General features: G+C 50.6%; 18 protein-coding genes. 1 reads left to right on the forward strand and 17 read right to left on the reverse strand.

Going from position 1 to position 14583, the window contains the following annotated elements; translation table 11 throughout:
- Positions 1-15: 15 nt before the first annotated feature.
- From B212_RS33170 to B212_RS0114885, 9 genes are all read right to left on the reverse strand, one after another.
- Complete coding sequence (locus tag B212_RS33170) at positions 16-693, reverse strand: HAD family hydrolase (protein ID WP_019911663.1); 678 nt, start codon at positions 691-693, stop codon at positions 16-18.
- A complete protein-coding gene (locus B212_RS0114845) occupies positions 694-2319 on the reverse strand; it encodes a glycoside hydrolase family 9 protein (RefSeq protein WP_019911665.1) in 1626 nt (541 codons plus the stop codon).
- A 20-nt stretch (positions 2320-2339) separates the two neighbouring features.
- The gene (locus B212_RS0114850; protein ID WP_019911666.1) at positions 2340-3080 is read right to left on the reverse strand and encodes a GTP pyrophosphokinase; all 741 of its coding nucleotides are present in this window, start codon (positions 3078-3080) and stop codon (positions 2340-2342) included.
- A gap of 150 nt (positions 3081-3230) precedes the next feature.
- Complete coding sequence (locus B212_RS0114855; RefSeq protein WP_019911667.1) at positions 3231-4265, reverse strand: HD-GYP domain-containing protein; 1035 nt, start codon at positions 4263-4265, stop codon at positions 3231-3233.
- 224 nt (positions 4266-4489) lie between these two features.
- Complete coding sequence (locus tag B212_RS0114865; protein ID WP_019911669.1) at positions 4490-4954, reverse strand: hypothetical protein; 465 nt, start codon at positions 4952-4954, stop codon at positions 4490-4492.
- Between the two features lie 52 nt (positions 4955-5006).
- The gene (lepB, locus tag B212_RS0114870) at positions 5007-5504 is read right to left on the reverse strand and encodes a signal peptidase I (RefSeq protein WP_019911670.1); all 498 of its coding nucleotides are present in this window, start codon (positions 5502-5504) and stop codon (positions 5007-5009) included.
- A gap of 29 nt (positions 5505-5533) precedes the next feature.
- Positions 5534-5935, reverse strand: coding sequence for a DUF4265 domain-containing protein (locus B212_RS0114875; protein WP_019911671.1), 402 nt, complete (start codon positions 5933-5935; stop codon positions 5534-5536).
- Positions 5936-5976: 41 nt separating this feature from the next.
- Positions 5977-6843: an SDR family oxidoreductase gene (locus B212_RS0114880; protein ID WP_019911674.1), complete on the reverse strand. Its 867-nt coding sequence runs from the start codon at positions 6841-6843 to the stop codon at positions 5977-5979.
- Between the two features lie 63 nt (positions 6844-6906).
- Entirely contained in the window at positions 6907-7239 is a 333-nt protein-coding gene (locus B212_RS0114885; RefSeq protein ID WP_019911675.1) for a hypothetical protein, read from the reverse strand.
- A 318-nt stretch (positions 7240-7557) separates the two neighbouring features.
- On the opposite strand from B212_RS0114885, the gene B212_RS0114890 reads away from it, so the two are divergent.
- A complete protein-coding gene (locus B212_RS0114890; protein ID WP_019911676.1) occupies positions 7558-8364 on the forward strand; it encodes a hypothetical protein in 807 nt (268 codons plus the stop codon).
- Between the two features lie 65 nt (positions 8365-8429).
- Here the strand turns inward: B212_RS0114890 and B212_RS0114895 are convergent, their stop codons facing one another.
- From B212_RS0114895 to B212_RS0114935, 8 genes are all read right to left on the reverse strand, one after another.
- The gene (locus B212_RS0114895; RefSeq protein WP_028530845.1) at positions 8430-9221 is read right to left on the reverse strand and encodes a lipid II flippase Amj family protein; all 792 of its coding nucleotides are present in this window, start codon (positions 9219-9221) and stop codon (positions 8430-8432) included.
- 187 nt (positions 9222-9408) lie between these two features.
- Positions 9409-9795 carry a ribosomal maturation YjgA family protein gene (locus tag B212_RS0114900; RefSeq protein WP_019911678.1) on the reverse strand — a complete coding sequence of 129 codons (387 nt, stop codon included), beginning with the start codon at positions 9793-9795 and terminating at the stop codon, positions 9409-9411.
- Between the two features lie 29 nt (positions 9796-9824).
- On the reverse strand, positions 9825-10298 hold the full coding sequence (locus tag B212_RS0114905) for an NUDIX domain-containing protein (protein WP_019911679.1): 474 nt from the start codon (positions 10296-10298) through the stop codon (positions 9825-9827).
- 653 nt (positions 10299-10951) lie between these two features.
- Positions 10952-11482 (reverse strand): putative ABC transporter permease, encoded by a 531-nt coding sequence (locus B212_RS0114915; RefSeq protein WP_198015862.1) that lies wholly within the window; start codon positions 11480-11482, stop codon positions 10952-10954.
- Positions 11483-11685: 203 nt separating this feature from the next.
- The gene (locus tag B212_RS0114920; protein WP_019911683.1) at positions 11686-11871 is read right to left on the reverse strand and encodes a hypothetical protein; all 186 of its coding nucleotides are present in this window, start codon (positions 11869-11871) and stop codon (positions 11686-11688) included.
- A gap of 148 nt (positions 11872-12019) precedes the next feature.
- A complete protein-coding gene (locus B212_RS0114925) occupies positions 12020-13087 on the reverse strand; it encodes an LLM class flavin-dependent oxidoreductase (RefSeq protein WP_019911684.1) in 1068 nt (355 codons plus the stop codon).
- Positions 13088-13266: 179 nt separating this feature from the next.
- Positions 13267-13440 (reverse strand): hypothetical protein, encoded by a 174-nt coding sequence (locus B212_RS35020; RefSeq protein WP_019911685.1) that lies wholly within the window; start codon positions 13438-13440, stop codon positions 13267-13269.
- Between the two features lie 122 nt (positions 13441-13562).
- A complete protein-coding gene (locus tag B212_RS0114935; protein ID WP_019911686.1) occupies positions 13563-14465 on the reverse strand; it encodes an ArsR/SmtB family transcription factor in 903 nt (300 codons plus the stop codon).
- Positions 14466-14583 lie beyond the last annotated feature (118 nt).

A 14583-nucleotide genomic window follows, 5' to 3' on the forward strand; every position in this document is an offset into this window, starting at 1 on the left:
GTTCTGCTCCCGTCTCTATAGAATGGCGTAGAATTCGTCTAGGTCGCTGACCGTATAATCCGGCTTTACTTCATGCTTCCATTCGACTCCCTCCCGGTTCAGCCAGCAGGTCTTCATTCCCGCCCTGCCCGCTCCCAGCACATCCGAGGCGGAGTCGCCAATATGGATAATCTCTCCAGGCTTTACGCCATAAAAGGCAATAACCTCACTGAACATTCTGTTCAGGCCGTCATTTTTGTAGGATTGGTATTCTTCTGAGGAGAACAGCCTAATCGGGTAGTCCTTGTAAAAATCCGGCAGCATCAGCATATCCGTATCGCTGACAATACAGACCTGATATTCTCCCCCGGTAATCCGCCGCAGGAACCGCTCAGTCTCTTCATACAAAGGGGACTGCCTGTGCTCTTCAAATAAAATAGTCACAGCCGTTAGGTCGTCGAAATTCATAGCATGCTGCCGGAAAACCTGCCCGAACCCGCGGCGGTATATTTCTCTGGTGGTGCAAAACCTACCGGCAGCGCGAATCGCTTCTGCCTGGGTATGATAATGGCTCAGCAGCAGTCCGCCAAGCTCCAAGGCCCGCTCATCGCTGTAATTCTCCAGCAAAATCCGCCTCCACACATGGCCTGTCCGATCCTGAACGTTCACTAGCGTCTGAAACATATCCAGGCTGATCACTTTGTAATTCTTCATCTACGCATTAAACCTCGCTGCCACGAACACAGCCGGCGAATTCCAGTAGATCGTAACCTCATTCGTGGAATAGCTGAGATCATGGTCGGCAAAGCACTGTGCAGCAGGCTTGCCCTGCAAATGCTCCACGACATATTCGTCGTGCAGTCCACGGTCAGGCCCGCCGGACACCAGTCCCGGCACCGGATCGGCCACACCGTCGCCCACGGATGGACGATGATGCGGGTGCATGACTGGACGGTCTCCGAACCCTGTCACATAACTGATGTCCAGCACATTGCGGCCCATCAGATAATGCAAATGATCCAGAGCGCAGGCGGCAAATGCCGCGTCTCCGCTGAAATGCTCCGCTGCCAGCAGCAGCATGGCATTGTTAAGCACCAGCATATTGCTGCCCCAGATATAATCCTCTTCCAGCAAAGAAATGCGGTATCCATCCTCCCGGCTCTGCCGGACCAGACGGTCAGCTTCTGCCAGCAGTCCCTGCTTCAGTGAAGCATGCAAGGCTGGCTGTGTCCGTTCTTTCCCGGTCAACAGGTAAGCCAGCGTACCGTAGCCTCCCATATCCGCCCAGCCAAATCTGTATTTCGGAAATGGCCGCTGAACCAGCGACTGAACCGCCTGATGGTAACCCTCCTTACCTGTAGTCCGGTACAGCTCTGCCGCAGCCCAGAAGCGTTCGTCCTGATCACACTCATCTCCGTATTCACCGGTGGTAATCCCCGGCGGATTGGTGAAACCGGGCGCCTTGGGATGCTGCTCCAGCCAGCCCCAGGCAGCGGACGCCGCAGCCTGGCATTTCTGTGCATACGCGGGGTCAAACGGCGCATAGACTCTTGCCGCCATCGCCATAACTCCGGCAAAATCCCCCGTAGCGGCTGCAGATACCGGCGAGAAATACAGCTCATCCGTATCGTCCTCCGGCATGACATCAAGGCCCGGGAAATTCAGCGTGGTCAGCTTATGATATACACCGCCGGTGCCAACTTCCTGCATTTTGAACAGCCAGTCCAGCTCGATCTTACATTCCAGAAGAACATCCGGGGTTGTCCCGTCACTTTCCGGCAGAGGAACAGGGGCGGCAAATGCCGCCGGATACAGCTCATAGGCCAGCAGCAAATCCGCAACAGCCTTCGCTCCAGGACCGGAGTACTTGCCGTAATCACCAGCATCATGCCAGCCTCCGCAGCTATCCAGACGAAGCTCCGGGTGTCCAAATACGGTGCCCTCTGCGGTATGGCACGCACCATGCGCCCAAGGACCGGCATATTCCGGGGTCAGCTCAACACCGCAGCGGAAATAATAAAAAGCCTTCAAAAGTCCCTGCTGCAGCTCCCCGTAAGGTTTGTCAGCAATGACAAAGGAAGCGGACGTTGCACCATTGTCTCCTTCAATGCGGTAGCTTCCGGCTGTCTTCAGCTCAGAGAAATCCGCAGCATGTACACTTGCACCGCTGGGCTTGTCAAGATAAGCAGCCCCGCATTGTCCGGTATAGGCCACAGCCCCCGTCTTTTCGTTAATGACGCGGAAATCATGTCCTGCGCCGCTGAACAAAGCGATCTTTGTGCCTTCCACGGGATAGCCGACCTGATTCACAGCAATGTGCCGGGGATTATGTACACTCATCTATCTTCTCTCCCTGATTTCTATTCTCCAAGCAGTTTAATGAAATTTGCCGGGAGATGAAACTGCTGGTTGTTAATGATGATCTTGCGCAGCTCTTCCTCAAAATCATCTTCCTCCTGGGCATCCTTAATCTCCTTAATTTCACGGTGCAGGCGCTCCATCTGCAGGTCCAGCTCATAGGCTCTGTCGGCGGCATTTTTCAATTCCCGGGTCAGATGCTCGGGAACCGCCTGGCTATATTTATAGAAAATTTTGTGCTCCAGGCTGGCCCAGAAATCCATGGCAATGGTGCGGATCTGCACTTCTACGCATACATGCTCCTGACAGTCGGACAGAAATACCGGAACCTCCACCAGCAAATGCAGGCTCTGGTAGCCGTTGGGCTTAGGATTCTTGATATAGTCCTTCACACTGAGAATCTTCAGATCATCCTGCTTCTGCAGCATCGCGCTGACATAGTAGATATCCGAGATAAAAGAGCAGGTAATCCGCAGTCCCGCGATATCTTTAATACTGGCTCTGATGGCGGGCAACGAAATCTCGCTGTTCTTGCGCAGCATTTTATTCATAATGCTCTCAGGTGACTTGATCCGTGATTTCGTATGTTCTATAGGACTGTAATCATGGAGCATCTGGAATTCCTGTTTCAGAATTTCGATCTTAGTCTCCATTTCCTCAAGGGCGAACTTATAAATCATCATAAAACGGGTGAGTTCATATTTAATCTGCTTGATTTTGTCAATCTGGGTTTCGGTGCTCATATTCATTTCTCCTATCCTAATCTCTCATTAATCATAGCCAATCTACTAGCGGATTTCAAATTTCCCCCATATAAAAAAGGTTACCCCAGTGTCCGTTGCCGAACACAGTGAGATAACCTGATCGCAATTCAATTAATTATTGTTCTTATCTTACATGAACACTTCTTCTACGGACAAGCCGCGCTCGCGGGATAAATCTCTGAACACATTGTCCACTTTAACAAGCGGCTTGAACATGTCCAGCGGGTTATTCATGACAATAGTGCCAATCTCCCCGTTGCTGAGCTGCACACTTTTGCCGACAAAACCAGGCAGCAGATGTCCGGTAAGCGCTTGGACAACTGTCCCGTTTAGCTTGCCAAAGCCCATTTCATGCACCTTGCGCAGCACGGAAACCAGCCCTTGCTTCGGCTGATTCGGTCTGGAGGTCGTCAATCCCATGTAGATATTCGCTACAGCCACAATTTCGGTGTACGGATGAATGTCGCTTTTGCCGATCTTGTTCGGATAGCCGGTTCCATCCTCAAATTCATGATGCTGGAGCGCTACCAATGCTGTATTCTCATCCATCTTCGAACCGCGGATAATATCATAGCCGTAGGAGGTATGGCGTTTCATTTCCTCCTCTTCGTCAGCCGTCAAGATTCCAGGCTTGTTCAAAATGGACGCTGGCACCTGGCTTTTGCCGATATCATGCAGGTAGCCGGCACGGCTGATCTGATACCGGTCTTCCTTGGAATGGCCGAGCCATGCAGCTATGTAATATGACAGCAAACCCACTTGCAAGGAGTGGTGGTATGTATCAATGTCATCACGTTCCAGCAGGAGCAGCAAAGACACAACATCCTTTTGCTCATCCAGCGATTCCAGCAGCGGCTCCAGCGTGTCATCCACCATGGATTGGGTAAAGCTTCCCTGGGCCAAGGCCTCCAAGAATATAGATTCGTAGTTCTGAATAGCATTGTCAAAATTTTCGTTCAGACTGTGGCTCAGACCGCTGCCGCTATCTTCATGCAGCACTTTACGCGGTTCAATATCCACATATTCAATCTTGTGCCGCATCAGGATGGTGATTTCCTCGCGCTGCACAACTGTTCTTTTAGGAAGAACATGCAGGCCTACACTATTGAAAGTGTCTGTCATAAGACAGTCGCCGTGTTTGAGATCCGTGACATGTACTTTCAAGTATCAGCACCCCTTTTTATGTACAGAAATAATATTTGCTCTAGCTTTATTTGATCATAGCCAAAAGCCTGCAAAGTCACAATATGGTTAAAGTCACATTCACTGCCTGCGACTAGGTACATCGAATCTCCAACTTTAGACTCTCGCCTCCCTGCATACAGGCAATTTACAGTATTGGCGGCGCTACAGAGAAAGGTATATTGGAGCATTACATTGCATTTTTTTTACATCCATTTCAAAAACAATCCGTAATCGAGCTTGATTCCGTTCTCCATCGCCCAGCGGCCTAACTGCTTCATCGACTGCTCCCTGTCATCTATGAACCGGAAGCAGAGCCGGAGCGGTACAATTCGTTTGCCGCTGAGTTTAATTCCTACGAGCGAACCGTCTATATGGATGGATTGGATCATACCTGCCGGGATGTTTTCATTGCGGATCAGCAGTAAACCCTCTCCCCACTTGATTTCAGCCGTCTTCCGCAGAGCATTCCAGAGCAGGAACGCCAGGATAGCAGTGCAGACCGCAACCCAAAATATCATAAAATATCTCAATGTAATGTGTGGATGAAACTGATTTCTCAAGTTGTCCACTAACGTAACAATTTGAATGATGATGACAAGGGTTATGGTGGATATCGAACGGACAGCAAGCGGCGTCTTGATTCCGGATACAGGTAAATTGTCCTGCATGGCAGATTCCTTTCACAAATCGGAATGTTAGAGCGGCAGACTATCCTATTTTTCAGAAAAGATCATTGACGTCGAGCAGCACCTTGCCGATCAGCTTATCCTTGGCTACAAACGGAGTGCTCCACAAATGGGCGTCATAGCTCGTATTCCGGTTATCCCCGAGAAAAAAATAATGGTCTGCCGGAACGGTGACCGGCCCGAAGGTATAATTCATCGGTTCCTGCAGGTAAGGCTCATCAATCTTCTCATTGTTTCTGTACAAGGCTCCGTCTTTGATTTGAACAGTGTCTCCGGGCAGTCCGATCAGCCGTTTGACATATCTTTTATCCTCTTCACCAGCAACAGGGGGATCGAACACTACTATGTCGCCATGCTTCAGCGTAGTCAGCCAGAGCATCTTCTCCACCACCAGGCGGTCATTGATCTGTATGGTCGGGATCATTGAGCCGGTTGGAACTCTCATCGCTTCAGCCACGTATGTGCGGATAAACAAAGACAGAATAATACCAATTGCTATGCTTGGCACCCATTGCTTCAGAAATTTCTTCATCCTTCTGCCACCTCTCGGTCTTTCAAGTATTAGTTTTCAAATCGTTCAATAATCTGGGCCATTTCGGCTTCCGCATCCACTGCGGAGTGCTTGGGAAGATGGATGACGAGCAATCCGCCAAAAATCTGCTCACATTTCCCGTCATGCTCCCTGACGCGCTGCTTGAACTCCTGAATCTCCTGCGAGCCTGCCGCCTCCTTGCTCAGGAGCCATGCATGTCTCAGATATCCCGATTTCTGCACCGTTTCCACATAATAAGCAATCCCTTGCTTCTCTTTGACCCTGATAATGTCCCCAAGGGCAATGCCCGGGTTAAAAATCGGCGTTTCTTCAATGCGGTATTTATCCTGCGCAACCGGAGTCACATCCAGAATCTCTATTTCGCGGCCTTGCTCATCAAAGCATATATGCAGTCCTACCGTACCCGGCACAGGGATACCTCCCATCTTATTGGAAAAATAATCGCCGCATTTTATTTCATTCCCTTCAGCGACCTGGCGATAATTCCCTCCAGCGTCTTCCAGGGCAGCAGGGCTTTGCCGATCATTAGCAGACGTGAGCCTTTGCCTACCGGATAACGCAGCTTCGGCGCCTTCATCTCCGTAATCCGTGCAATCAGCTCGGCAACCCGGATAGGGTCTGGTGCAGTCTCGGCGCTACGCCGGGAATACGTGAGCACTTCCTCCAGCTTTTCCCGATACGGGGAATCGACGCTCGTGTGCATTCCTTCCAGCCCCTTGCCCCAAATCGGCGTACGGAAGGACGCCGGCTCCACCAGCACAACACGGATGCCAAAAGACAGCAGCTCATGGCGCAGGCTTTCACTGAAGCCCTCCACCGCAAATTTGGAAGCGGCATACGGGCCGTAGCCGGGAAACCCGCTCAACCCGCTAACGCTGCTGACGTTGATGATCAAGCCCTCGCGCTGGCGGCGCATAACAGGAAGCACCGCCTTGGTCACCGCGACCAGTCCGAAGAAGTTCGTCTCCATCTGCCGCCGCCATTCGTCCATGCTTACTTCCTCCACATAGCCGCCTACGGCAAATCCGGCGTTGTTCACCAGCACATCCATTCGGCCAAAGCTCTCGATGATTGAAGCTACAGCAGAATCTATTGAAGCGGCATCCGTCACATCGAGGGTCACTAAATGAATCAGTCCGCTGACACCGGCCAGTTCAGCCTGCCGGATCAGCTCGCCTTGACGGCTTAAATCCCGCATGGTAGCTACGACTTTGTAGCCTTTGCCTGCCAGAGCAAGCGCGGTCAGCAGCCCAAAGCCGCTGGAGGCTCCGGTGATCAGGGCGACTTTACCAGCATTTTGCCCGTGTTCAGTGTTCACGCCGCACCTCCTATTAGATTGAATAGAGCACACTGTAGCTGTGTATGTATAAACCTGCCCGCTTCAAGTTACAGCTTCAGCTTTTGAATCAAAGATATGCCGATCCGGCGCAGCAGCAGCCCGTGACCGATATAGAATAGTATAACCCGGATACTCGCGCCGAAGGAAATCCAGCACCTCCATCACTGTGATGCCCTGAAGCGTCGGCTTGAAATTCCGGCTGTTCTCGGCTTCATAGGCTTCGGTAAAAGCCTTCTCCCTGGTAATTCCCGCAGTGTTCAACGTGTCAAAATGGTTCATCATCAGCGTTGTCCAATAACGCACACCCACACCGGTCACTTTGTTTACCCGCCCTGGACATATGCCGAGTGCAGCAGCCAGTTCTTCATCGGTCACCTTTCTGCCTGGCTAATATTTTCCTGTATGATCTTCACATGTCTAAGCTGCACTTCTGTCATCTCCCTGTATTGTAAACTACAGAACTATTCTACTAGATTTTTAGAATAATGACATTAATACAAGAAGAAACCGTCATAAACATAGAACTAATGTTCTTTTTTGTATCTTGACTATCCATTAATTTCAAGCTATATTGAACTTACAATTACACACGCCAAGCGGGAGAAGCACCTCGCAGGACAGGCATTTATTTATGCCTTCCTTCGGGGTGCTTTTTTGTGCCTATTGGCAAAATTATGACGGGAGCTGAAGGAAATGAATAAACGTACAGGGGTAAATTCAGCAAGATTGTGCGGCACAGGCTTTTACAGCAGATGGCTGGTGTGGGCGATTCTGCTGGCATTATGGGCAGGACATGCACCTCAAGCAGCGGCCGCAACAGACTGGGATTCCTCGCTGGATGAGATCCATGCCCTTTACAACGATTACACCGTGCTGCAGATGACCCTCAAGTCCGAGAACCAGCGGACAGGGGCGCTCCGCAAGCAGAACAATACCGGGCTTGCCGCAATCAACCTGAAGCTGCAGGCAACGGATGCTTCCCTGCTGAGCCGGCTGAAGTCAGAGGCCGCAGCCATGAAGGTGAAGCATGCCCCGCTTCTTGAGGAATACAGCTCGCTTAGCAAGCAGATTGCCGCTGCCCGTAAAGCGGGGAATCTGAAATCGGCTACCCTGCTGGAGATCAAACGCAACAGACTGAAGGCGGCGGCAGCCGCTGCCCGGGCCGAGATGAAGACGAAGATTGCCTTGCTGGCGGCAGCGCGCGCCCAGGCCGCAGCCAAGATTAAGCCTGCCAAGGACGCGCTTGCACCCATAGCGGACCTTAAGAAGCAGATTACCGTACAGAACAAAGCAATCAACGCCGCTCAAACCGAACGTGCGAAGGCTGACAAACGCTATAAAGCCGCGATTCAAGCCGGTGATGCTGTGGCTGCAGCAGCCGCGATGAAATTGTCATTTACCAAGATGGGCGAGATCCGCACCCTGGGTCAGATGAACTATAGCTGGGAGCAGAAGATCGCCCTGGCGCTACGTGCGGCAGAGTCCAAACTGCCGAAATAAAGATTCTGCCGTCATTGCTCGGGAACACCGTTTCATTCTATGTACTTTTGGCTTGCATCCAAGCTTCAGATCAGTTGCACCAGCCAGCAGATTGAATAAGATGCAGGCACAAGCACGAACTGGCCCAGCAATGTTCCCAAAAAACGGGAACCCATTAACAGGACATATATTTTACCGAGCTGGTCGCGGTATTCTGCATTTTCAGTGGCTTTGTGGGTAATCACTCCAAGCTGCGGGTCAATGAACACAGTCAGCAGTATTGTCGCTACCCCGTTTATCATCCCTGACGCCTGGGAGGCAGTCGTACTGAACTGGGGCATTAAATGCGCCGCGTAGAGGGAGGACAACACACCTACTGTGTAAAACGCGGTAACGAAGATGTTCATTACAATGAACCGCTTCGGAATACCAAGATACCGGAAGCTGTGCAGCTTCAATCTGGGCTTGCGGATATACTTGCGGGTATTCTTAAGCTGGCCGATCGTTACGCTGGTCAACAGCTTGGGAATGGAGCCTTCGATCTCCAGCTTGGAGATGATTCTCCCAAACAGACCGACAAAGGTAGGAAACACAGCAATGGCAATTAAAGTCCCCAAGGACGAGGCCAACATAATAATCCGCAAATAATTGAGCAGCGGGAAGCTGGCGTCTGTTTTGGCAAAGTCCACAAATTTCGCCGTCAGCGGAGCCTGCACCATATTTGCCGTTCTCGACACCAGCACGATAATTCCGGTCAGCGATAGTGCAATGGCAATCTTGTTCAGCCTCACTCCGGCAAAACGTACTGAATACGATAACGTTTCCGCCGTATGAATGACCATTGTCAGCAGGCACACTACGATTAAACTATTCGTCATTGTCATTAGCGCATTCATCTCCAAATCAAGCAGCTTTTGAGAGAGATGCAATTTTGTTCATCCAATTTCTTACAAACTGCAAATCTCCTCACTAAATATATATTCTTTAACCTGTAACATCCAGAAGCAATTTTGTAAGATTTATAGAATTGTGTATCCCTAATGGCTTTATGCAATTCCCGCTCTATCAGTTTCTTATTTTGGATAGGCATACATGGTCCAGCGCATAAGCGAACGATATCCCCACTGTATACCGGAGCAGGTCGATCCACAGAAACCCTTTTCCCAGGATTAACGCTCCCGCTACAGTAGAGCGCAGCCCGTTAATCCAGTCTGCTTGATAGAGCTGGCTGAACTCAACGCCATAGCTGAAGATCAGGCTCAGCACAAGCGACAGCCCCATAATCCGACGGGTGAACAGCATCCTGAAGGCAAAATAAACCATTACCGCCCATAGCGCGTCCCCTAAATGGCTTGCGGCAAACGGCGGCAGCCGGTCTCCGAAAGCTCTTGAGCTGAGGCCCAAGACGATGGCTATGAGCAAAGCGCAGCAATATATCATTTTGGCTCTCATGTTGGTCGCTCCCATATTGTGGTGTGAATTTACTCGAAGATCGCCTGGTCCGTATCGGAATCCTGCATAAAAATCTCCCGGGGATACGGGATGGCAAGCTCCGGCAGCTCCTCTTTTGTAAAAAACCTGAGCTCCTCGGCCTCTCCGTCCACGCTCCTTGGGGTTCCTTTAACGATTGCACATGCAAACACAATGACTGTATATTGCACCCGGTCGCCATTGCTGTACTCATAAGCATACTTCTCTCCGCCGAATACCCCGATAATCCGCTTCGGATTCACCATCAGGCCTGTCTCTTCAAATACCTCCCGGCGCAGCGCCCGTGACGGCTTCTCCCCCGGTTCAATGGCACCAGCGGGAAGTCCCCATAGCTGTTCCCCGCCTTTGCGAAGCAGGAGAATCCCGCCCTCCTCATTCCTGACCACCGCCGCCACAGACGGCACCATCAGCAGCTCACTTCCAGCCTTCTCCCGCAGCCCGCGGTAATATTCGGATATTGGCATGACACCCTCCTGTTTTTTCAACAGTATTCCAGCACTTTATAACGCGCTTATAGTGCGTCCTTACGAAACGAAATCAAGCTGATTTTCTCATCTTTCGCGTAACCCTGACAATCGGACAACTCAACCCTGTATAATTCTACTGTATCATCAAGCCTTATTGCCCTACAGACATATTCGGTTTTCCCCGTGTTAATAAATGCTTCCAGAATAATGACAACAGTGCTTTTCTTCCAAAACCCTCTCATAATTCCTCCCGGGATGCCTACTCTATTGTCAACTCCTCTCACTATATTTGACATGATCAGCATCTATTCCTTGTCCGCCAAAAATAACAAAGAGACATCCCCGGCTCATTGGCTTGAAGATGTCTCTTGATTTATATAAGTTGAACTTTTGATTTTCTTATTAGGTTATTGGTCGTAACTACGGGGAATGTTTGGACTTCCGGCCGCTGTTGTCTGCAGATTTCTCGATTTAAACCGTTCTTCGCGGTGGAAATCCGCAGACAAAGGCGGACGCTTTCGCTCCGTAAGTATCCAAACTTCCCCTCCGCACTCCTACCTTTTTTATGATTTTTTTAAGTTCAACTTATCTACCGTATGCTCTTTCATCTAAAATACTCGTTCCAGCCTTCTAAGGTACCCGTTCTAGTCTTAGCCCTCCCGCAGCTCCAGCCCTTTGAGACCGTGCCGCCGGGTCCGGCAGGTCCAAAGCAGGTCAGCAGTGAGCATAAGCGCCGCCAGCGGCAGCAACAGCAGCCACAACGGCTCTATCTGCCGATACAGCATTTCTATGAACGGATGCAATCCATACATGCAGGCAAGCGCCAGTCCCCACCAGTATAAAGAGAACTTTAAGCAAATATGCCCCTGCATCTGATAAGGCATCTCTGAGTAATCCCACCATTGCTTGTGAAATGCCGCCTTCAGCAGCCATCCGCTGGCATACTCAACGGCGGAAGGAATAATTAAGGCAAGGGCCACGATAAGCGGAAATGGAAACCCCAGATCCTTGGCACTCAGCAGCAGCAGCGGCGCGAAGCCGTACATCGGCTTGAACGGCCCTCTCAGAAATCCTTTCTTCCGGAAGGTTCCTGCACTGTACAGGCTATAGCTGCCCTCCAGCACCCATCCAAGAAAAGAGTACAGCATAAAGTAAAAGAAATATTCACCCGCCACGGCCACAGCAGTGTAATGTCCCAGCGAAAGCAACTCTGTGATTGAAATTTTGTCCCGCTCCCTCCTGCTAATCTTTTACAACAGGTATTATTGGGAGCTAGTATGCCTAGTTCAGGCAGAGAGTATGAAGGAAATTAATGGTAGCAAAAAAAACATAACCCGCAGGTTATGTCATCATCCTGGGAACCTTAAGCTGTGCTCCCGGTATATTAGCTTTTGTTCTGCTGCTCCTTGAGCAGTTGCATCAACGTCTGGCCGTCATGCTGCTTCCTTAGCGTTTCCAGCTTCATGTCGCTGCGTACACCAAAGTCCGAGCCGTACTTTTTCTCAAGGTTGCCCACCAGAGCGTCACCTCGTTTGTGCCGGTACCGGCCGTTCTCATTCCGACTTCGCATCCAGGTTTCCTCCCCGCAATATGGATTGCTTGAGACTTGTGAAATCTGCAATGAACTGGAGAATGACGACAGGATAAGGTTGTACGTAGCTCAAGTATACAATAATTGCTAAACCGTTCTCAACATGGACAGCCGGGAAATGAACCAGCTAATGCACAATTTGCGGAACGGTCAGCGGCATGCTCTCCCAGACCTTGCTCGGAATTTCCCGTTTGAGCACCGGAATAACCTCTTCCGCAAAACGCTCCAACTGCTCACGCTGCTCCGCCTCTGTCAGACCGTCCACGCTAACGCTTAACACTTCATGGCCATAGGCCTTGTGGTAATCCAATATTTTCTCAATTACGAACTCCGCGCTGCCGACAAGTGCAGGACCGTTTGCAATATTATCCTCCAGATCTCTGAAGGGAGATTGATTATGCTTGGCTGAATCCGTTGCTTGAAACGCATTGTAGTAGGGACGGTAACGCCTTGCAGCCTCCTCGGTGGTATCCGCCAGATACAAGCTGCCGGCACCGGAGCCGACGACCGCATTCTGCGGATCATGGCCGTAGAACGATAAACGCTCGCGGTAATGATCAATCAGCGCCTTATACTTGGCCTGTGGATGGAAGCTGTTGGAGGAGAAAAGGGGTTCGCCGTATCTGGCAGCCAGCTCTGTCGACAGCAGGCTCGACGCACTGCCGTGCCATACCGGAATGGAACTCTGCAAAGGCCTTGGCTGTGTAGTGACGTTGTGCAGGGCCGGGCGGTAGCGTCCCTCCCAGCTTACATTTTCCTCTGTCCAGAGCCGCTTAAGCAGCCCGTAGCGCTCGGCGAGCGATTCCCATTGTTCTTCCTCAGTAATCCCAAAGAGCGGATAATGCCGGGGATCATTGCCTTTGCCGATGATCATCTCCAACCGCCCTCCGGAAAGATGGTCCAGCGTAGCATAATCTTCGGCTACCCGTACCGGATCAAGGACACTCAATACAGTTACCATAGTGATTAACCGGATGCGGGAGGTTCTGGCGGCGATGGCGGTCAGCACGAGAGGAGGCGACGAGGACAGAAAGGGAGCCCCGTGTCTCTCACCTACGCCATAAGCGTCAAAAGCAAGCTTCTCAGCCAGTACGGCCTGACTCAGCACATTTTGAAACTTCTGGTGTGTGGTGAGCACTTCTCCTGTTACAGCGTTAGGAGTATTCGCGATCAGACTAAATAATGCAAATTTCATTGAACATTCTCCTTTCAAGCTTTTGGGCAACAGGTTCTATTAACTTTAATCCCCGATCCCAAGCACTGTCTAATAGAGATTTCATACTTTTAATTGGAATTTTGAATACACTGCCGATACGCTGTCAGACACAAAAACAGACTACCCGTAGGATAGTCTGCCAGCCTGCAAATTCAGCTCTAATTTTTGGGAAGCGGGTCAGGATGGGCGGATTCTGCCGGTTTGGCTACCCACTCATCTGCCTCCGGCTCAACGTCTACGCCATTCTCCATCTTTTTACGCTCCGCCAGCGAATCTCCGGCTTTATTTTGCTTGTTGCGGATGTCCGCTTCATTCCCGGTATGATCAGCCATGTGAAATCCTCCTTTTAGCATGTATGCAGGTTATAGGTTACATAGTTAGAGTTGCCCTCCAGCCTGCTTTGCAAACATCCTTCGTGGAGGTTATGGATTTCGGCTTATAATCACATCATTTTTTAACAATAATATACCCTGAATACAATGTCCTGCTCATAGTTGCCAAAGCCGCGGCCGAACAGGGTTAATCCGCCCCGTCTGCGGGTGGTGTCCTCTGCTGTGAAGCGGAAGCTCCACTGGTCCTGCTGCCAGCCCACATCGTCCAGCGTTACCGCTGAGATCTGCTGCCCGTCTATATATGTTCCGCCGCTGTTGATCCGCAGGACCTTGAGCAGGCCGTACTGATTCACATCTGAATCCAGCCAGGCCGGGGTTAATCGCCCTCTCATCACTCCAAAGTCACCGGGGCTTGTCCACTTCCCCAGTTCAACCCCGTTCAGGGTAAACGCGATATCCGAAGGCCATTTCTCATTTACACTCGGGGCTTCTGATCCAATCTCCATCGAAACCTCAATCTCCTGGACCGTCTGATCTTTGAAAAGATAATTGGGCACCTTGTATTCAACATAACCCTTGGCAAACCAGAGAATCCCTGCATCCACCCGCTCCGGGTCCAGAAAATAGCGCGGATCATCATAATAGCCGATCAATTTCTCTGTTGTGGCTATTCCGCAGGTGGGGGAGGCTTGCAGATCCGTATATTGTCCGACCGGCACGGATACCTCAACTACCTTTCTGGAAATGCCATGTGCACCCGACAGCTTGATCTGCAGGAAATTAGCGGATAACGAGCAGTATTTATAGGTTCCGCCATCAATTCTTCTCATTTGCGAGCTGACGATGCCGGCTCTCTGCAGCTTGGCAACATGCGAACTGACGATAGCGCTGCTCAGATACAGGCTCGAGGCAAGCTCCTTGATATGCATCTCCCGCTCGCCCAGCAGATCAATAATCCGCAGCCTGACCTCGCTGGCCAGAGCTTCATACACCTTAAGCGACTCCGCATCCGTTGTTAAGTACATCTGCATCCTCCAGATTCTTAAGAATTAGTAATTTTGTTAATCCTGAATTTTTATATTGCTAAGTATAGCAGATGATTCGTATGATGTAATCAGAAAATGAAATATTCAATTAGGATAT

This window comes from Paenibacillus sp. HW567, from assembly GCF_000374185.1.
In the GTDB taxonomy this organism is placed as follows: Bacteria; Bacillota; Bacilli; order Paenibacillales; family Paenibacillaceae; genus Paenibacillus_AQ.